Origin of the sequence: Campylobacter geochelonis (assembly GCF_013201685.1) — a bacterium.
Taxonomy (GTDB): Bacteria; Campylobacterota; Campylobacteria; order Campylobacterales; family Campylobacteraceae; genus Campylobacter_B; species Campylobacter_B geochelonis.
Genome location: NZ_CP053844.1, coordinates 363,578 through 378,826 on the forward strand (window position 1 = coordinate 363,578; position 15,249 = coordinate 378,826).

A 15,249-nucleotide genomic window follows, 5' to 3' on the forward strand; every position below is an offset into this window, starting at 1 on the left:
CTATACCTCCAATTCACCACTCATTAGCTTCGGAAGTAATCTATCACGAGCCTGAGTTAGCTTGTTAATTGCAACACTTAAATTAAATATAATTTCAAATATTGGTTTACAGAAATCATTAAAAGACTTGCATATATCCTCTGTAGGATATAAAACTTGGATATTTGAAAACTTTGTCTTGTTTACATTTGTCATTGTTGCGCCATTGCTACCAACACCATCAAGTAATGATTTAATTAATTTCATTGCTGAATAGAAAAAGTATAAATCATTTTCATCATTCAATATAACGGAATTAATCTGTTGATTAGTTTGGCATGGCTCAACGGTAATACAAACCAATCCTACTGTAGCAATGCACGATACAATAACACTGTTCTTTGGAAGGAACTTATTCTTTTGCGTATTCGCACCCTGTGTTGATAAATATTTTTCTGTTTTTATGGGGAAAACATTACCATGCATATCCGGTATTGTTACAAATGGAATACTTCCACCATAATACTCTGATTTTGCAGTAGAAGGTGTTTTCCCAGTAATAACATCTCCGAAATCACTTACAGAACGTGTTATCCATCCCTCCGGCAGGCCATCAATCACAGGCACATCCTCATATCCCGGGAAGTGCAAATCCACAAACCACTCTTTATAAAGTCGCTGTGCAGCCTCTTCAAGAAGTTTGATTTGCTTTTGGTTGTTTTCAATTAGGTTGTCATATGCAGATAAAATGTTTGCGATTTTTTCCTGAGTTGGTTCATCCGGAATATTTATTTCCAGTGAGCCTATTTGTTTTAAATTTATGTTAGGCTGTGCCGATTGACTCTGAACAGCATTTATAGTTTTTACAACCTCCGGAATATTTAAATAATAATATACAAACTCATTGTTACATTTCTTTTGATCAATTCTTAACAGTGCAGTTGCTTGGTTTGTATTAGCAGGAACATCTTCGGATCTTAATATAGCGGTTTTACCCAAATACGCTCCTGCCATAGATAAAAGGATATCTCCTTCTTTTAACTGTGAACGTTTCAATTTTTTGTGCGTTTCTTCTGAAATGTGCAAAAAATCCCCAACAACATATTTTGAAGATGTTAGCATCTCAGATCGTATATAGTTAATTCCAGAGTTGACAAATTTTTCTCCAATATTTGAAGGTGTTGTACCTTTTGTTATAACAAAACACAAATCACTCAATTTTACTTTTTCCCAACTCATAGCTCCATCTCCTTCATATTCTGTGAGATGGCATCCATCAAGTCATTAGATTCTGCTTGTAATGAAAGCAGTTCCCGGTGTATCTCCGCCATACGTTCTTCAAAATCCACACCGTCGTCGAGGGCAGCTGCAACACCAACATACGCACCCGGAGTAAGTGAGTATCCTTTTTCTTTGATTTCGTTTCTGTTTGCAACTTTGCAAAGACCAAGAATATCGGCATATACGCCATCACCAAATTTCTCATATAACCAATTTGCTTCTTTTGCAACGGTGAGTATATCTGTTAATTCTTCAAGTTTTGTATCATACTCTACTTGAGTTTTCTTTTTATCTTTTTTTTCTGCGTTTTCGACAGCCTTTTTAGCTTCCGCACGAAGTGCTTTTACTTTATCTGAAAGCTCGCGCACCTGCTTGTCAAATGGCTTTTTACTGTCAAGGGCGGTGTGATATTCGGTAAGTAATTTCTTATATTTTTTAGTTTCTCCGCGATAGAGCCATACGATGGCATTCAAATTTTTTAACTGCCACTCTGACCATTCATTAAGAGTGCGGTCTACAACGGTGTAATAATTTCTTGCATCAATGAACAGAACTTTATCTTTAATTTCTTTTGACTTTCCTTTATCAAAGAACCACAAAGAACAAGGCAGACTCTTTGTATAGAAAAAGTTGTTGCTGACACTAATCATGGCATCTACATGACCTGTTTTAATCAGGCTTTCTCTGATATCTTTATCCTTGCCTTGACTATCCGTAGCAGAGGACGCCATAACAAAACCTGCACGACCATGATCGTTCAGATAACTGTAAAAATAAGAAATCCACAGGTAATTACCGTTTCCTATTTCTTTTTTCGCATTAACACTTGGCATACCAAAAGGAAGTCTTTTTGCATTTTCGCAAGACTCCGATTTTACCTTATCAACATTAAAAGGTGGATTAGCCATTACATAATCACAGCTACCATTTAAATTGTGAGCATCATGATAGAACGTGTTTGCTTCATCCCCGGATTTAATAACGCCGGTCAATCCGTGAACAGCCATATTCATTAGGCACAGCTGTGCGTTGTATTCTACTTTTTCTTGCCCATAGAATGTCATGGCACTGTTGGCATTCATGCCGGATTGATTTACAAAATCACCACTTTGAATGAACATACCGCCAGAACCACAAGCGGGATCAAGTAACACGCCACTCTTTGGTTCGATGATATTAACAATCATTTTAACTAATGATTTAGGTGTAAAGAACACACCGTCATCAGAGGCGATATTCTTCGCAAACTTATTCAGGAAATACTCATAAATCCGACCTACGATATCTCCGCCAACTTCATCAAGGGAATTGTTGTTGAATATTCGAAGCAGTTCAGATAGTATCTCGTCAGAAAAATCCGTATAACTATTAGGAAGAACACCTGTCAGCTGTTCGCTTTGGCTCTCAATCAACTGCATGGCATTATTTACTATTTCGCCAAGACTGGTCATGATGTGTCCGGCTTTATTTTTAAGTTTTGCCGCTTTGACGTCCTCCGGCAAATTCAGCAGATAATCGTACTGGGCCTCTTTTGGAAGGAAGAGTGCACTTTTAGCGGCGAAATCACTTGCTTCAACTGGTATGACTCTGCCTCCACGGGAAGGTCTGTTCTTAAGAATTTCTTCTTCGACTTTTTTATACCTGCTATACGCATAACGCAAAAAGATAAGTCCCAATACAGGCATGCAATATTGATTGGATGTAAGCTTTGAACCAGCACGCAATAAATCTGCTGACTCCCACAGTTCTGCTTCAAGTTTTCTTATGTTAATCATTTTTCTTATCCTCATCATTATGTATTTATGGTAACTTCCCTGCTTGCTCTGCAATTTTCTTTTCTTGTGATTTTACCCGTCGCTCTAATTTTTTTATATCTTCAGAAGGAGGTAAATTTTCTGGTTTAATTCCACGTTGTTCCAGCATATCTCGAACAGAATGGTTATTTTGAATATGCTCCTCGGTAATTGAAGGCTCTCCTTGTAAATCCTTTTCTTCAACATTATAATTTGTCATCTCTGCAGCAAGGTTTTTTGCTGCAATTGTAAGTGTTGGCAAAAAATCCGCCAAAGGTCGATTATCTTTTACACCAAGCCGTTTTTTCATTTCCTGTGTAGAATAACCTCCGAAAAGCGCTTTATCCCCTTTGGAACGAATACGTCCAAAGCCTGCGTCATCTACACCACGTTCGTATATGTTTTGGGATAGTCGTTTTTCGGATTCGCGTAGTCTACCACGAGCCTCTGTACGTTCGATCAAAGCAATACGTTCTTCGATTAGTTCCTGCTTTCTTGTCTGTACCGCAAAATAGCTTTGTGCAAAAGCAATTTCCCCTTTTTTAGGGTCTCCATTTTGAGCAATTAAATAGCAAGCATATCGAGTAAGCATGTAATCTTTAATATTTCTCTTTGCGCCACTACCTAGTTCAACCATTTTCGTGACCTCACGAAAATGGTCTGTTACGTTCACACCAGAAGTATCACACGATTCCATTGCACGACAGACTGCCTTATCAAAGTTTTCCCAACGTTCATAACCAAGTAGAATCATTAACTCACGAGCATACCAAAACTCAATATCAATATCCTTATCATTGTGAATTATTCTGTCATATTGCTGACGAATTTGTTCGATTTTTCTTTTATCCATTTTTTTTGTTCCCTGTCTTATAGTTTAGCCATGCTTCTTCAATCGCAGAAAAATCCACATCATGCTTGAGACAAAATTCTTTAATATTTTTCATTGCGTTAAGGTTGGGTTTAGCTTTACCGCCTTCCCAGCGGTTTACAGTCGAAAAAGCCACACCGATTTCTTTCGCAAAATCCTCTTGTGTTATAAATAGATGTTGTCTTACTCTTTTAATTTCTTCTGGGAAATTCATATTGTATCTCCTTAGCAAATACATTTCAACAATATAGCGTTATCATAGCATAATTTTATAAATATTTCTACTAAACAGCCGACTGTGGCTGCTTATTTTTGCCTATAACTCAAAGCATTCAGAAACTCTAGGGATATCTTCTTAAATCACCCCTTAAAAAATCAAGAGGACAAATATCCGTGATTTTTTCGTAGTAACTGTCCTTTGAAAGATAGGAAGAAAGAATCCGCTCAACTTGCGGATGTATCTCCAGTGGGAAATTGAAAAAAAGAAATTCCCGCCCAAATCAAGAGTTTGTGTCCATAAGAAGTTGAAAAAGTTTCGTCAATGAAACGCATTCATCTCCATTGATAAGTGTAAGGAAATATTTCTTCCGAAATTTGGGGCTTTCTTTCTGATGAGAGCGTTGTAGAAAAAGCCATGAATGTCATAAACTGTGGGAAGTTTTACAGACTGTGGCAATAAGTTATATCGAGTTTGTGGTAAGTGTTGGAAATATGATAAAGAATATTATTGTATATGTGCCACCTATCGCAAACTGCAGTTCTCGGCAAATCAGAAATATGATAGTAGAGCAACTGCTATTACGGGATTTATAGCGCGTGAGCGCATTTGCAAGGAAGCATTAAGATGAGTTTTTGTAGCTTATTATAAGCAATTCAGAAAAGGAATTAAACGAGGAGCTAAAAGACAGCCGCAAGAAATATAAACAAGCAAAGGCTCATATCAGTAAGTTGGATACTATTTTATTATTCAAATACTCTATGAAGACAATGTTGAGGTAAAATTAGCGATGAACATTTCATAAAATGTCAGCTGCATACGAAGTGGACAAAAAGAACTTAATGCCTATGTGGCTATTTTGCAGGACTTCATTAACCATGCAAAAGAAAAACAACTCAACGCTGAACACTTTATATCGTTGGTGAGGAAGTAGACAGACATTAAGGAATTGGATATTGAGATTATTCGAAAGTTTGTTGGTAAGATTATAATGTTCAAAGTAGAAAAGGTCGATAGTCGCAGGACGCAGTTGTATCTAGATAATCTATAGCTGTATTAAACCAGTGAACTTACAGAAAAGCGTGAAAAAATGGCATAGCCTATATTCACGACTATGCCGAATTGTTTAAGGGAATAAAATCCCTTAGCGAGTTACCCTTTTTGGAGGATTTTATCTTTTTATAAAAAATTTCTAAATTTAAACACTAAATTTGCAGTTTTTTTCAAAATTTATGTTAATCTTACAAGATATTTTTTAAAAGGTTAAAATTTGAGTAGTAAATTTTCAAAAATAGGTTTTATATTAGCTGTTGCAGGAAGTGCGGTTGGGCTTGGAAATGCGTGGAAATTTCCGTATATGGTTGGAGAAAATGGCGGAAGCGCCTTTGTTATTTTATACTTACTTATAACGCTTACGATAGGAATTTCTATATTTTTTGCTGAAATTTCCATAGGAAAACTTTCAGAATCAGACCCAGTAACTGCGTATGAAGGACTAGCTAAAAAACATAAAAATATATGGAAACTAGCCGGTTTTGCCTCTATCGGCGCACTTTTAATCATCTCATTTTATATGGTGATAATCGGCTGGATTATGAAATACACCATCTTGCTAGCTACAAATTTACCAAAAAACATAGAAGAATCAACGCAAGTTTTTACTAGCTTTGTTAGCTCAGATATCTTAGGGCAGATTTTTTACTTTAGCATATCTTTTGTTTTTTGTTTTTTTGTCGTATCAAGAGGGATTAAAAACGGAATTGAACGACTAAATGTCTGGATGATGCCAGCTCTTGGAATTTTGCTTTTGATTATGCTTGGCTTTTCTTTTACGATGGATGGGTTTTCTAAGTCTGTGGAGTTTTTGTTTGTGCCTGATTTTTCTAAAATCACACTTAGAGTTTTGCTTGATGCCATTGGGCTTAGCTTTTTTACCCTATCTTTGGGAGTTTGTACCATCATCGCATACTCAGCAAGCTTGCCAGATAACACAGATATAGTTAAATCTTCTGTTATAATCATACTTATAAATGTTGCGATTGCTTTGGTTATGGGGTTGATTGTCTTTACATTTGTTTTTGAATTTGGCTCACAACCATCACAAGGGCCAGGCTTAGTTTTTATCTCTCTTCCGACACTTTTTTATCAGCTTGGAATTCTTGGAAATGTTTTAGCGGTGATGTTTTTTATAGCTTTGATTTTTGCAGGGCTTACATCGGCAGTTTCGATGCTAGAGCCATTTGCTTCCTATCTTATAGGAAGGCATAATTTTTCAAGAAAAAAAGCTTTAGGCGTTATTGGAGTTTTTGTCTATATAGCTGGTGTGCTGTCGCTTCTATCGCAGACTAAGGACTTTGGCGCTAGTTTGACATTTTTTGGAAAAGACTTTTTTTCTATACTTGATTATACGAGTTCAAATTTAATCATGCCGATTTCTGGGATTATAACTTCGATTTTTGTGGGATATTTTATAGATAAAAACAAAGTTTATACTCTTTTTGCACCATATATGAGTCAAAAACTTATAAATATATGGTTTTTTATGCTTAAATTTGTAGCTCCGATTTGTTTGATTATCATTATGATAAGGCAGATTATATAAGTTTAAATTTGCCATTTTAAATGGCAAATTTAGCTCTACATACAGCTATTTACAGCCTCTTTTAAGTTTTGCACGTATCCGTTTTGATCTGTGATTAACGCTCTTTCACAGCACTCTTGCTCAGGAATGGTTTCACATGTGTTTTGATCACATCTTTCTATATATTTGCCAGTTGCCTTGCAGTTTTGCCATACATATACTTGATTTCCAGCCGAGTTTGTTCTAGTCAAATCAGGCTCACCCCATGTGTTTATAACTGTGTTTATGTGAAAATTTTGGCTGCTGTTTTGTTGAGTTTGCTGCATTGTTGGTTGGGTTTTGTCAGTTTGACTACCTTGTATAGGCGTTTTTCCTAAATTCCAATTTGACGCGCTGCATCCAGCAAACAAAACTGCCACAGCTACTGCAAATAGATAAATTTTACTCATCTTTACTCCTTAAATTTAGAGGTTTTAAATATTTTTAGCATTATAACCAAATTTTTTACAAGAAATCAAAGCGAAATATCTTTTTTAAAATAAATTTAGTATAAGAAAGAATAAGAAGAAAAACTAAAAATAAATTTAGTTTAAGTTATAAAAAAGCTTCCGTTAAATAAAATTTTAGTATTATAACAGAACACTTTATAAGGGGGATTCTTTAGATGAAAAAATATCTTTTATTATTTTTTGTTATTTTTAGCGTTGTTAGCTTTGGCGGTGATATCGATGAACAAATTTTAGCTAAAGCCAAAAGAAGCAAACTTATACCTATACCAACAGACCCACAAAAGCAACTCGAGCTTGTTAAAAATAAGTATATCAAATCAGCAACCTTGCCATTAAACGTTGCAACTATCGAACTTGGCAAAGAGCTATGGTTTGATCCTAGACTTTCAAGCACCGGTCAAGTATCTTGTAACACCTGTCATGATCTTAACACTTATGGAGTTGATGGGCTTGAAGTAGCAGTTGGCGTTGATGGGCAGCTAAACCCAAATGGCGTAAACTCACCAACAGTTTATAACTCTATCTTTAACCAAACTCAGTTTTGGAATGGGCGAGCTAAAACCTTAGCCGAGCAAGCAGGTGGCCCACTAACAGCACCATTTGAGATGAACTCAACACCGCAAAGCGTTGAAAAAGTGGTAAATTCTATAAAAGGATACAAAGACTCTTTTGAACAAATCGCACCAGGCAGAAAGATAGACTTTGATTTAGTATCTGAAGCGATTGCGATTTTTGAAGCTACTTTGATAACAACTTCAAGATATGATGAGTATTTAGAAGGAAATTTAAATGCTTTAACTCATGAAGAAAAAGAGGGATTTTTAACATTTTTAAACCTTGGTTGTGCTATTTGTCATAATGGCATAAATTTAGGCGGAAGCATGCAGATTTTTGAACTTGCCGCACCATTTGATAGAAGAGATATAGGCGTGCTTCAAAAAGATAGCTTTGGAAGAACAAAAGTTCCAACTTTAAGAAACATAACTCAAACTTATCCGTATTTTCACAACGGAGCCGTTGTTGATATCGAAGATGCGGTAACAACTATGGGAAAAGTTCAGCTTGGAATCACAGTAGATAAAGCAGATATAGAAAAAATTAATAAATTTTTTCAAACACTTGATGGAAAACCACCTTACATAGAGATGCCAAAACTACCAAAATAATATAATATAGGGTTTTGCTATTTTGCAATACCCTATAAGTTTTATTTAATCAAATTTTAGGTAGAATACTCGATTCGGGCCATTTAAGCTTTTAAATCTCTAAATTTAGAGTGCTTAGTGGTTACTTACCATAAAAAGGACAGTTTGATGTATGCTATTATCAAACACAGCGGCAAACAGTATAAAGTTAGTGAAGGTGACTATCTAAATTTAGACAGATTTGAAGCTGAAAAAAAAGAAACTGTAGAAGTTACTGAAGTTTTAGCAGTAAACGATGGCAGTTTAAAGGTAGGCGCACCGTTCGTTGAGGGTGCAAAGGTTGTCTTAGAAGTTGTGACACTAGGTAAAGATAAAAAAGTCGTTATCTATAAAAAACGCAGAAGAAAAGACTCAAAATTAAAACGCGGTTTTAGAAGAGAATTTACTCGCGTTAAAGTTACAAGTATAAAAGCCTAAGGAGTAAAGTATGGCACACAAAAAAGGTCAAGGTTCAACCCAAAATAACCGCGATTCCATCGGTCGCCGCCTAGGTGTTAAAAAATTTGGTGGTGAGTTTGTTAGAGCAGGTAACATCATAATCCGCCAAAGAGGAACTGTAACACACGTTGGTAACAACGTTGGTATAGGCAAAGATCATACTATATTTGCTCTTGTTGATGGTTTCGTTAAATTTGAAAGATTTGATAAAACTAGAAAACAAGTTTCTGTTTACCCGGCATAAATTTTTTGGCTTGTAGAAATATAAGCCAACCCCCCCCCATTTTCTAAACAAATATAAATTTATCTTATATATATTTTTTAAATTTTATCACCGTTTATCTACCTAGTTTTCTTCATTTCTTTCAAAATTTTTCTTGATTTTTAAGTTATTTTAGCATTAATAGTTATTATGTTTATTTATAAATAGTAAATAAAGCTTTTATTAATTAAAATATAAATAAATTTTTTTATCTTAATTTTAAGAAATTATTGATATAATTACAAGTTGAAATTTTATAAAAAGGATGTTTAGTGAAAAAAATATTAACTATTATTTTGCTATCTGCTATATTTGTTTTTGGCAATGATTTAGCTACTATACAAAAAACTAAAACCATAAGAATAGGCGTGCGTCTTGCTCAGCCGCCATTTTCACAGCTTAATGATAGCAAGGAATTTGTTGGTTTTGAGGTGGAGTTGGCTAAAAAAATTGGTGAAGATATTGTTGGTAAAGATGGTAAGGTTGAGCTTATAGGTGTAAATGCTGGAGATAGAATCCCATTTTTAAATGAGAATAAAGCTGATTTGATGATTGCAAACTTTTCAAAGACCCCAGAGCGTGAAAAGCAAGTTTTGTTCTCTATGCCTTATCTTACAAATAACACGGCAGTCGTTAGCAAAAAAAGTTCAGGTATAAAACGCGTTGCAGATCTTTACAACGTGAAAGTTTTAGTCATACCAAACACAACTACTGATGAGTGGATACAGAAAAAAGGTGGCTTTAATATCGTGTATTGCTCAAATACAAAAGATTGTTTTGATAAGTTACAAAGTGGTGAGGGTGATGCGTATATCCATACAAACATCTTGCTTGCTTACCTTCCGCTAATCGATAGTTCGCTTGAGCTTTCTATCAAAGTTGTTGGCGAACTTGAGTTTATCGGCGCAGCAGTTGCAAAAGGAAATGATGACTTAATGCAAGCGGTAAATAACCAAATTCTTGAGCTTAGTAAAAATGGATTTTTCAAACAAGCATATAACGATACTCTAAATCCATTTTATAAAGGTACAATAGATAAAAAATATCTTTTGTTGGACGATCTTTATAATTTCTTTAACTAATTTAACTCAACAGTGCCGCTAAATTTGGCGTTTGCGATGATTGGTTAGAAAGCTTTCTTAGCTCTTATTTAAAATCGGCTCTATTTTGTATAAAATTTAGCCGATTTTACTACTAAAACTCTATATATTTTTCAAAACTTTGTACGACAAAGCAGATTTTAAGACTAATAGATTTTGAAAACAAACCTTTTTTTGTTTAGAAATTTCTAAAATAAATATTTTTACAAGTATAATTTAAAGATATTAGATAAAATTGATTTTGTATTTTAAGATGATGTTTTATCTGCATCAAGATAACAAAACTAAATTTAAAATACTTATATAAATTTGTATAAGTATTTTAAATTTATAAAACGATAAAAGGAAAAAAGATGTTAAATTTAGCAAAAAATTGCGTGGTGTTTACCTATCCGAAAATGGGAAAAAGCGGGAAGTTTTTACCAGATGAGTTAAAAGATTTAGACGGCTTAACAGGTTGTACGATGCAGTGTAAGGCTTATCAAGAAAACTTAAATTTAATACAAAATCTAGGCTACAAACTCATAGCTATCGGCTCTCAAAGCAAAGAAGATATGAATGAGTTTATAACTTCACTCGGACTTGGTTTTGAAGTTATAAGCGATGTTGATTTTAAATTTGAAAAAGAGCTTGAGCTAAAGACTTTTTCAACAGATGATGGCAAAAAGTTTTATCACAGACAGACTTTGATATTTAAAGATGGCAAGCTTGTAAAACGTTTCGATTTTGTAGCTAATCCACAAGATGATGTGAAAAATGTGATGGAAATTTTAAAAAACTTAAGCTAAATTTAAAGCTTAAAATAAGATGAAATTTTGTCTAAATTTAGCTTATGCGCAAATTTCAGCTAGTTTTGATATAATCAGCAAAAATTTATAAGGTAGAAAATGTTTGTTGATAGTGTTAAATTTAGCGTCCAATCAGGCAAGGGTGGCGCAGGATGCGTGAGTTTTAGAAGAGAAAAATTTGTCATTCTTGGCGGACCTGATGGCGGAGATGGCGGAGATGGCGGGAATGTATATTTTTTAGTTGATAACAACACTCATACGCTGGCTAACTATAAGGGAAGAAAACTTCTAAAAGCACAAAATGGCGCAGGCGGAATGGGCAAAAGAATGAGCGGTAAAAAGGGTGAAGATTTAGTCTTAGTAGTGCCACCAGGAACGGCTGTTTATGATAATGCAAGTGGCGAGTTGTTGCTTGATTTGACAAGTGAGGGGCAAAAAGAGCTTTTGTTAAAAGGCGGAAAAGGCGGGCTTGGAAACACCCACTTTAAAAACTCGGTAAATCAAAGACCAGATTACGCTCAGCCTGGGCTTTTAGGCGAGAGTTTAAGCCTTAGACTTGAGTTAAAACTAATAGCCGATGTTGGACTTGTTGGCTTTCCAAACGTTGGTAAATCAACGCTTATATCAACTATCTCAAACGCAAAACCTGAGATTGCAAACTATGAATTTACAACTCTTACTCCAAAACTTGGCATGGTTGAAGTAGATGAGTTTTCAAGTTTTATAATGGCAGATATCCCAGGGATTATCGAGGGTGCAAGCGATGGCAAGGGGCTTGGAATACAGTTTTTAAAGCATATAGAAAGAACAGAAATTTTGTTATATGTGCTTGATAGCATAAATTACAGAAGTTTAGATGAGCAGTTTATCACGCTTAAAGAAGAGACTAAAAAATTCTCACCAAATTTAGCAAATTCTAAATTTGCTATAGCTATAACCAAAATCGATGCGTGCGAAAATTTAGATAAAATTTATGATGAGTTTTTAGCCAAATTTGGCTTTGAAAAAAAACAGAATTTAGATGAATTTGACGCTTTAAAACCATACTTCGTACTTCCAATCTCAAGCGCAACAAACCAAAATATAAAAGAGCTTAAATTTAATATTTTAGAGCTTATAAAAGACAAAAACAGAGGCTAAAATGAAACGCGTTGTTGTAAAAGTCGGTTCTCATATTATAAGCGATGAGGGTAAAATCAGCGAAGAAAGAATGCAAAGACTTTGTGAATTTCTATCTGATTTGATGGAAAAATATGAGGTTATTTTAGTAAGTTCTGGTGCGATAAGTGCTGGAATGTGTAGGGTTGATATCAAAAAAGAGGGCGTTGTAAATCGCCAGATGTTAGCTGCAATCGGACAGCCGTTTTTGATGGAAAATTACGATAGGATTATGTCAAATTTAGGTAAAAATGTTGCTCAAGTTTTACTAACTGCTGGAGATTTTGACTCAAGAAAACGCACAAACCACGCTAAAAACGTCATCGACGCGCTTTGTGAGAGAAAAATTTTGCCCATTATAAATGAAAATGATGCAACCGGCATAGAAGAGATACTTTTTGGTGATAATGACCGCTTAAGCGCCGGAGTAGCGCACTACTTTAATGCCGATATTTTAGTTATTTTAAGCGATATTGATGGATACTACGACGCTGATCCTCGTGCAAACAAAAATGCTAAAATCATACCTCTTATAAGCTTTTTAAGCCAAGATGAGCTAAACCAAAAGCCAAGTGCGGGCAGTCAGTTTGGCACTGGCGGGATAGTAACTAAGCTAAAAGCGGCAAATTTTTTACTTGAAAATAACAAAGCGATGTTTTTAGCAAGTGGATTTGAGCTAGAAGTGGCTAGGAAATTTTTACTTCAAAACAAGCAAGTTGGCGGAACATTGTTTAAAAAAGAAATTTGTAAAGAGGTGATGGGTTGAAAATCGTATTTATGGGAACTCCAGAGTATGCAACTGTGATTTTAAAAAAGCTTTTAGAAGCTGGTTTTGATGTTGTTGGTGTGTTTACTCAGCCCGATAAACCAGTTGGCAGAAAGCAGGTTCTAACGCCACCAGATGTGAAAAATTTCATCATAGAAAATAACATTAAAACGCAAATTTTCCAGCCACAAACTTTAAAAAATAGCGAAATTCATAAAAGTATAGAAGCGCTTAAGCCTGATTTTATCGTAGTTGCTGCATATGGACAAATTTTACCTAAAGAAATTTTACAAATCGCACCTTGTATAAATCTTCACGCTTCTATTTTGCCAGAATTTAGAGGTGCTAGTCCGATTCAAAGTGCGATTTTAGCGGGCGATACGCTCGGTGGAGTTAGCGCTATGAGAATGGGCGAGGGGCTTGATGATGGAGAAATGCTAGGATTTTCGTTTATGGGTATTAGCTCTTTAAACTCACAAGAGCTTTTTTTAAAATTTGCAACTCTTGGGGCAAATTTAGCTATAAAAGTTTTAAATAACTTTAGCCAAATCAATCCCATCGCTCAAATTCACGCACTTTCATCAAAATGCACAAAGATAAAAAAAGAAGATGGGTTAATTAAATTTAGTGATAGCGTTGATGAAGTGATGCGTAAATTTAGAGCTTTTTTCCCATGGCCTGGAGTTTTTTTAGAAAATGGAATCAAACTTTTAGATATCAAAATTTACTCAAATTTAAGTAGCGAAAATTTAGGAAAAATTATAAATATAGATAAAAACAGCTTTATTTTACAATTTCAAGATGGACAAATAGAAGTTCTAAAACTTCAAGAAGTCGGTAAAAAGGCAGTTTTAGCAAAAGATTTTATAAATGGAAAAAGGCTGGGTGTTGATGATAGAATTTGTTGATGAGTGCTCTTCTACACAAAAAGAGATAATCGAAGGTCTTAAAAACTCGGTTATAAAACCACCCTATTGTCTAGTAGCAAAACGCCAAAATGGCGGAGTTGGAAGTAGGGGAAGTGAATGGGAGAGCGAGGAAGGAAATTTGTATTTTTCTTTTTGTATAGATGAGAGAGAAATTCCATCAGATGTGCCACTTTCTTCAATGAGTATATATTTTGCTTTTTTGATGAAAGAGCATATAGCGAGTTTGGGTTCAAATTTGTGGCTTAAATGGCCAAACGATTTTTATGTTGAAGACAAAAAAATCGGAGGGGTTATCACAACAAAAATAAAAAATAGTTATGTTTGTGGTATGGGGATAAATATAGCCAAAAGCCCCGATTATGCAGGCGTTCTTGATATCCAAATCTCTGCGAATTCCTTAGTTTTGGGATTTGTGGAGTTATTAAAAAATAAAATTTCATGGAAGCAGATTTTTAGTAAATTTTTGTTAGAATTCGAAAAATCGAAAAATTTTACTTCACATATAAATAACGAAAAGATATCGTTGCACAGCGCAACTCTTTGTGAAGATGGTTCTATTTTTATAAACAACAAAAAGGTATATGGGTTAAGATGAGTGAAATAATAACAATCGCCAACCAAAAAGGCGGAGTTGGCAAAACAACAACAGCTGTAAATTTAGCAGCGTCTTTGGCTACACTTGGCAAAAAAGTGCTTTTAATCGACGTCGATCCGCAGGCAAACGCCACCACAGGGCTTGGGTTTAACAGAAATGATTATGAGTTTAATATATATCATGTATTAACAGGGCGTAAAAAACTATCACAAGTTATACTAAAAACTGAGATAAAAACTCTTTTTATAGCTCCTTCAAACATCGGTTTAGTCGGTATAGAACAGGAATTTTCAGAGCAAGAAGAGGACTTTAAACTAGTTCTTAAAAAGAAAATTGCAGAAGTTCAAAGCAAGTATGATTATATCATCATTGACTCTCCCCCAACACTTGGTAGTATCACGGTAAATGCTTTAAGCGCAAGCGATAGCGTTATCATACCGATTCAGTGTGAGTTTTACGCGCTAGAAGGGCTAGCACTTATTTTAAACACAGTTAAGATTATTAAAAAAACAATTAACCCAAAACTGTGTATAAAGGGCTTTTTACCGACTATGTATAGTTCGCAAAACAACCTTTCTAAGGAGACTGTTGATAATCTTAAACAACATTTTGAGCAAAAGCTTTTTAAAATCAAAGATGAGAATGGTTTTATCATAATACCACGAAATGTTAAGCTAGCAGAATCACCTAGTTTTGGCAAGCCAGCCATACTTTATGATGCTAAATCAGCTGGAAGCATAGCTTATCAAAATTTGGCAAATTGTATATTGGAGTAAT

At 34.8% G+C, this 15,249-nt stretch carries 17 protein-coding genes; 12 read left to right on the forward strand and 5 right to left on the reverse strand.

What is annotated here, in order from left to right; all coding sequences use genetic code 11:
- The 4 genes from CGEO_RS01715 to CGEO_RS01730 are packed head-to-tail and all read right to left on the reverse strand — an operon-like array spanning position 1 to position 4,138.
- Positions 1-1,218 carry a restriction endonuclease subunit S gene (locus tag CGEO_RS01715; protein ID WP_075539823.1) on the reverse strand — a complete coding sequence of 406 codons (1,218 nt, stop codon included), beginning with the start codon at positions 1,216-1,218 and terminating at the stop codon, positions 1-3.
- Positions 1,215-3,035, reverse strand: a complete 1,821-nt coding sequence (locus CGEO_RS01720; RefSeq protein ID WP_075539822.1) for an HsdM family class I SAM-dependent methyltransferase — start codon at positions 3,033-3,035, stop codon at positions 1,215-1,217. The genes CGEO_RS01715 and CGEO_RS01720 overlap by 4 nt, the downstream gene beginning before the upstream one ends.
- Positions 3,036-3,060: 25 nt before the next feature.
- A complete protein-coding gene (gene dinD, locus CGEO_RS01725) occupies positions 3,061-3,906 on the reverse strand; it encodes a DNA damage-inducible protein D (RefSeq protein ID WP_075539821.1) in 846 nt (281 codons plus the stop codon).
- A complete protein-coding gene (locus tag CGEO_RS01730; protein WP_075539820.1) occupies positions 3,899-4,138 on the reverse strand; it encodes a helix-turn-helix domain-containing protein in 240 nt (79 codons plus the stop codon). The genes dinD and CGEO_RS01730 overlap by 8 nt, the downstream gene beginning before the upstream one ends.
- Positions 4,139-5,081: 943 nt before the next feature.
- On the opposite strand from CGEO_RS01730, the gene CGEO_RS10325 reads away from it, so the two are divergent.
- Positions 5,082-5,192 (forward strand): hypothetical protein, encoded by a 111-nt coding sequence (locus CGEO_RS10325; protein ID WP_367188333.1) that lies wholly within the window; start codon positions 5,082-5,084, stop codon positions 5,190-5,192.
- Between the two features lie 219 nt (positions 5,193-5,411).
- Complete coding sequence (locus tag CGEO_RS01735; protein WP_075531380.1) at positions 5,412-6,743, forward strand: sodium-dependent transporter; 1,332 nt, start codon at positions 5,412-5,414, stop codon at positions 6,741-6,743.
- 35 nt (positions 6,744-6,778) lie between these two features.
- Here the strand turns inward: CGEO_RS01735 and CGEO_RS01740 are convergent, their stop codons facing one another.
- Positions 6,779-7,171, reverse strand: coding sequence for a hypothetical protein (locus CGEO_RS01740; protein WP_075493594.1), 393 nt, complete (start codon positions 7,169-7,171; stop codon positions 6,779-6,781).
- A 215-nt stretch (positions 7,172-7,386) separates the two neighbouring features.
- On the opposite strand from CGEO_RS01740, the gene CGEO_RS01745 reads away from it, so the two are divergent.
- The 10 genes from CGEO_RS01745 (at position 7,387) to CGEO_RS01790 (ending at position 15,248) form a co-directional block, all read left to right on the forward strand.
- Complete coding sequence (locus CGEO_RS01745) at positions 7,387-8,397, forward strand: cytochrome-c peroxidase (RefSeq protein WP_075493592.1); 1,011 nt, start codon at positions 7,387-7,389, stop codon at positions 8,395-8,397.
- Positions 8,398-8,544: 147 nt separating this feature from the next.
- Positions 8,545-8,853, forward strand: a complete 309-nt coding sequence (rplU, locus tag CGEO_RS01750) for a 50S ribosomal protein L21 (RefSeq protein WP_075493590.1) — start codon at positions 8,545-8,547, stop codon at positions 8,851-8,853.
- Positions 8,854-8,863: 10 nt separating this feature from the next.
- Positions 8,864-9,118 (forward strand): 50S ribosomal protein L27, encoded by a 255-nt coding sequence (gene rpmA, locus CGEO_RS01755; RefSeq protein WP_075493588.1) that lies wholly within the window; start codon positions 8,864-8,866, stop codon positions 9,116-9,118.
- Positions 9,119-9,408: 290 nt separating this feature from the next.
- The gene (locus tag CGEO_RS01760) at positions 9,409-10,218 is read left to right on the forward strand and encodes a transporter substrate-binding domain-containing protein (protein ID WP_075493586.1); all 810 of its coding nucleotides are present in this window, start codon (positions 9,409-9,411) and stop codon (positions 10,216-10,218) included.
- Positions 10,219-10,589: 371 nt separating this feature from the next.
- Complete coding sequence (locus CGEO_RS01765; RefSeq protein WP_075493584.1) at positions 10,590-11,024, forward strand: redoxin domain-containing protein; 435 nt, start codon at positions 10,590-10,592, stop codon at positions 11,022-11,024.
- A gap of 99 nt (positions 11,025-11,123) precedes the next feature.
- Positions 11,124-12,164, forward strand: a complete 1,041-nt coding sequence (gene obgE / locus CGEO_RS01770) for a GTPase ObgE (protein WP_075539819.1) — start codon at positions 11,124-11,126, stop codon at positions 12,162-12,164.
- A gap of 1 nt (position 12,165) precedes the next feature.
- Positions 12,166-12,948 (forward strand): glutamate 5-kinase, encoded by a 783-nt coding sequence (gene proB, locus CGEO_RS01775; RefSeq protein ID WP_075539818.1) that lies wholly within the window; start codon positions 12,166-12,168, stop codon positions 12,946-12,948.
- The gene (gene fmt, locus CGEO_RS01780; RefSeq protein ID WP_075539817.1) at positions 12,945-13,856 is read left to right on the forward strand and encodes a methionyl-tRNA formyltransferase; all 912 of its coding nucleotides are present in this window, start codon (positions 12,945-12,947) and stop codon (positions 13,854-13,856) included. The genes proB and fmt overlap by 4 nt, the downstream gene beginning before the upstream one ends.
- Positions 13,837-14,472: a biotin--[acetyl-CoA-carboxylase] ligase gene (locus CGEO_RS01785; protein WP_075539816.1), complete on the forward strand. Its 636-nt coding sequence runs from the start codon at positions 13,837-13,839 to the stop codon at positions 14,470-14,472. Before fmt ends, CGEO_RS01785 begins: the two co-directional genes overlap by 20 nt.
- On the forward strand, positions 14,469-15,248 hold the full coding sequence (locus tag CGEO_RS01790; RefSeq protein WP_075493574.1) for a ParA family protein: 780 nt from the start codon (positions 14,469-14,471) through the stop codon (positions 15,246-15,248). Before CGEO_RS01785 ends, CGEO_RS01790 begins: the two co-directional genes overlap by 4 nt.
- Position 15,249 lies beyond the last annotated feature (1 nt).

Bases quoted from the DNA above. Each gene is read 5' to 3' on its own strand.
- proB (WP_075539818.1), top strand. From the start codon at position 12,166: ATGAAACGCGTTGTTGTAAAAGTCGGTTCTCATATTATAAGCGATGAG.
- rpmA (WP_075493588.1), top strand. From the start codon at position 8,864: ATGGCACACAAAAAAGGTCAAGGTTCAACCCAAAATAACCGCGATTCC.
- rplU (WP_075493590.1), top strand. From the start codon at position 8,545: ATGTATGCTATTATCAAACACAGCGGCAAACAGTATAAAGTTAGTGAA.
- CGEO_RS01720 (WP_075539822.1), bottom strand. From the start codon at position 3,035: ATGATTAACATAAGAAAACTTGAAGCAGAACTGTGGGAGTCAGCAGAT.
- CGEO_RS01730 (WP_075539820.1), bottom strand. From the start codon at position 4,138: ATGAATTTCCCAGAAGAAATTAAAAGAGTAAGACAACATCTATTTATA.
- CGEO_RS01740 (WP_075493594.1), bottom strand. From the start codon at position 7,171: ATGAGTAAAATTTATCTATTTGCAGTAGCTGTGGCAGTTTTGTTTGCT.
- dinD (WP_075539821.1), bottom strand. From the start codon at position 3,906: ATGGATAAAAGAAAAATCGAACAAATTCGTCAGCAATATGACAGAATA.
- obgE (WP_075539819.1), top strand. From the start codon at position 11,124: ATGTTTGTTGATAGTGTTAAATTTAGCGTCCAATCAGGCAAGGGTGGC.
- CGEO_RS01765 (WP_075493584.1), top strand. From the start codon at position 10,590: ATGTTAAATTTAGCAAAAAATTGCGTGGTGTTTACCTATCCGAAAATG.
- CGEO_RS01715 (WP_075539823.1), bottom strand. From the start codon at position 1,218: ATGAGTTGGGAAAAAGTAAAATTGAGTGATTTGTGTTTTGTTATAACA.
- CGEO_RS01745 (WP_075493592.1), top strand. From the start codon at position 7,387: ATGAAAAAATATCTTTTATTATTTTTTGTTATTTTTAGCGTTGTTAGC.
- CGEO_RS01790 (WP_075493574.1), top strand. From the start codon at position 14,469: ATGAGTGAAATAATAACAATCGCCAACCAAAAAGGCGGAGTTGGCAAA.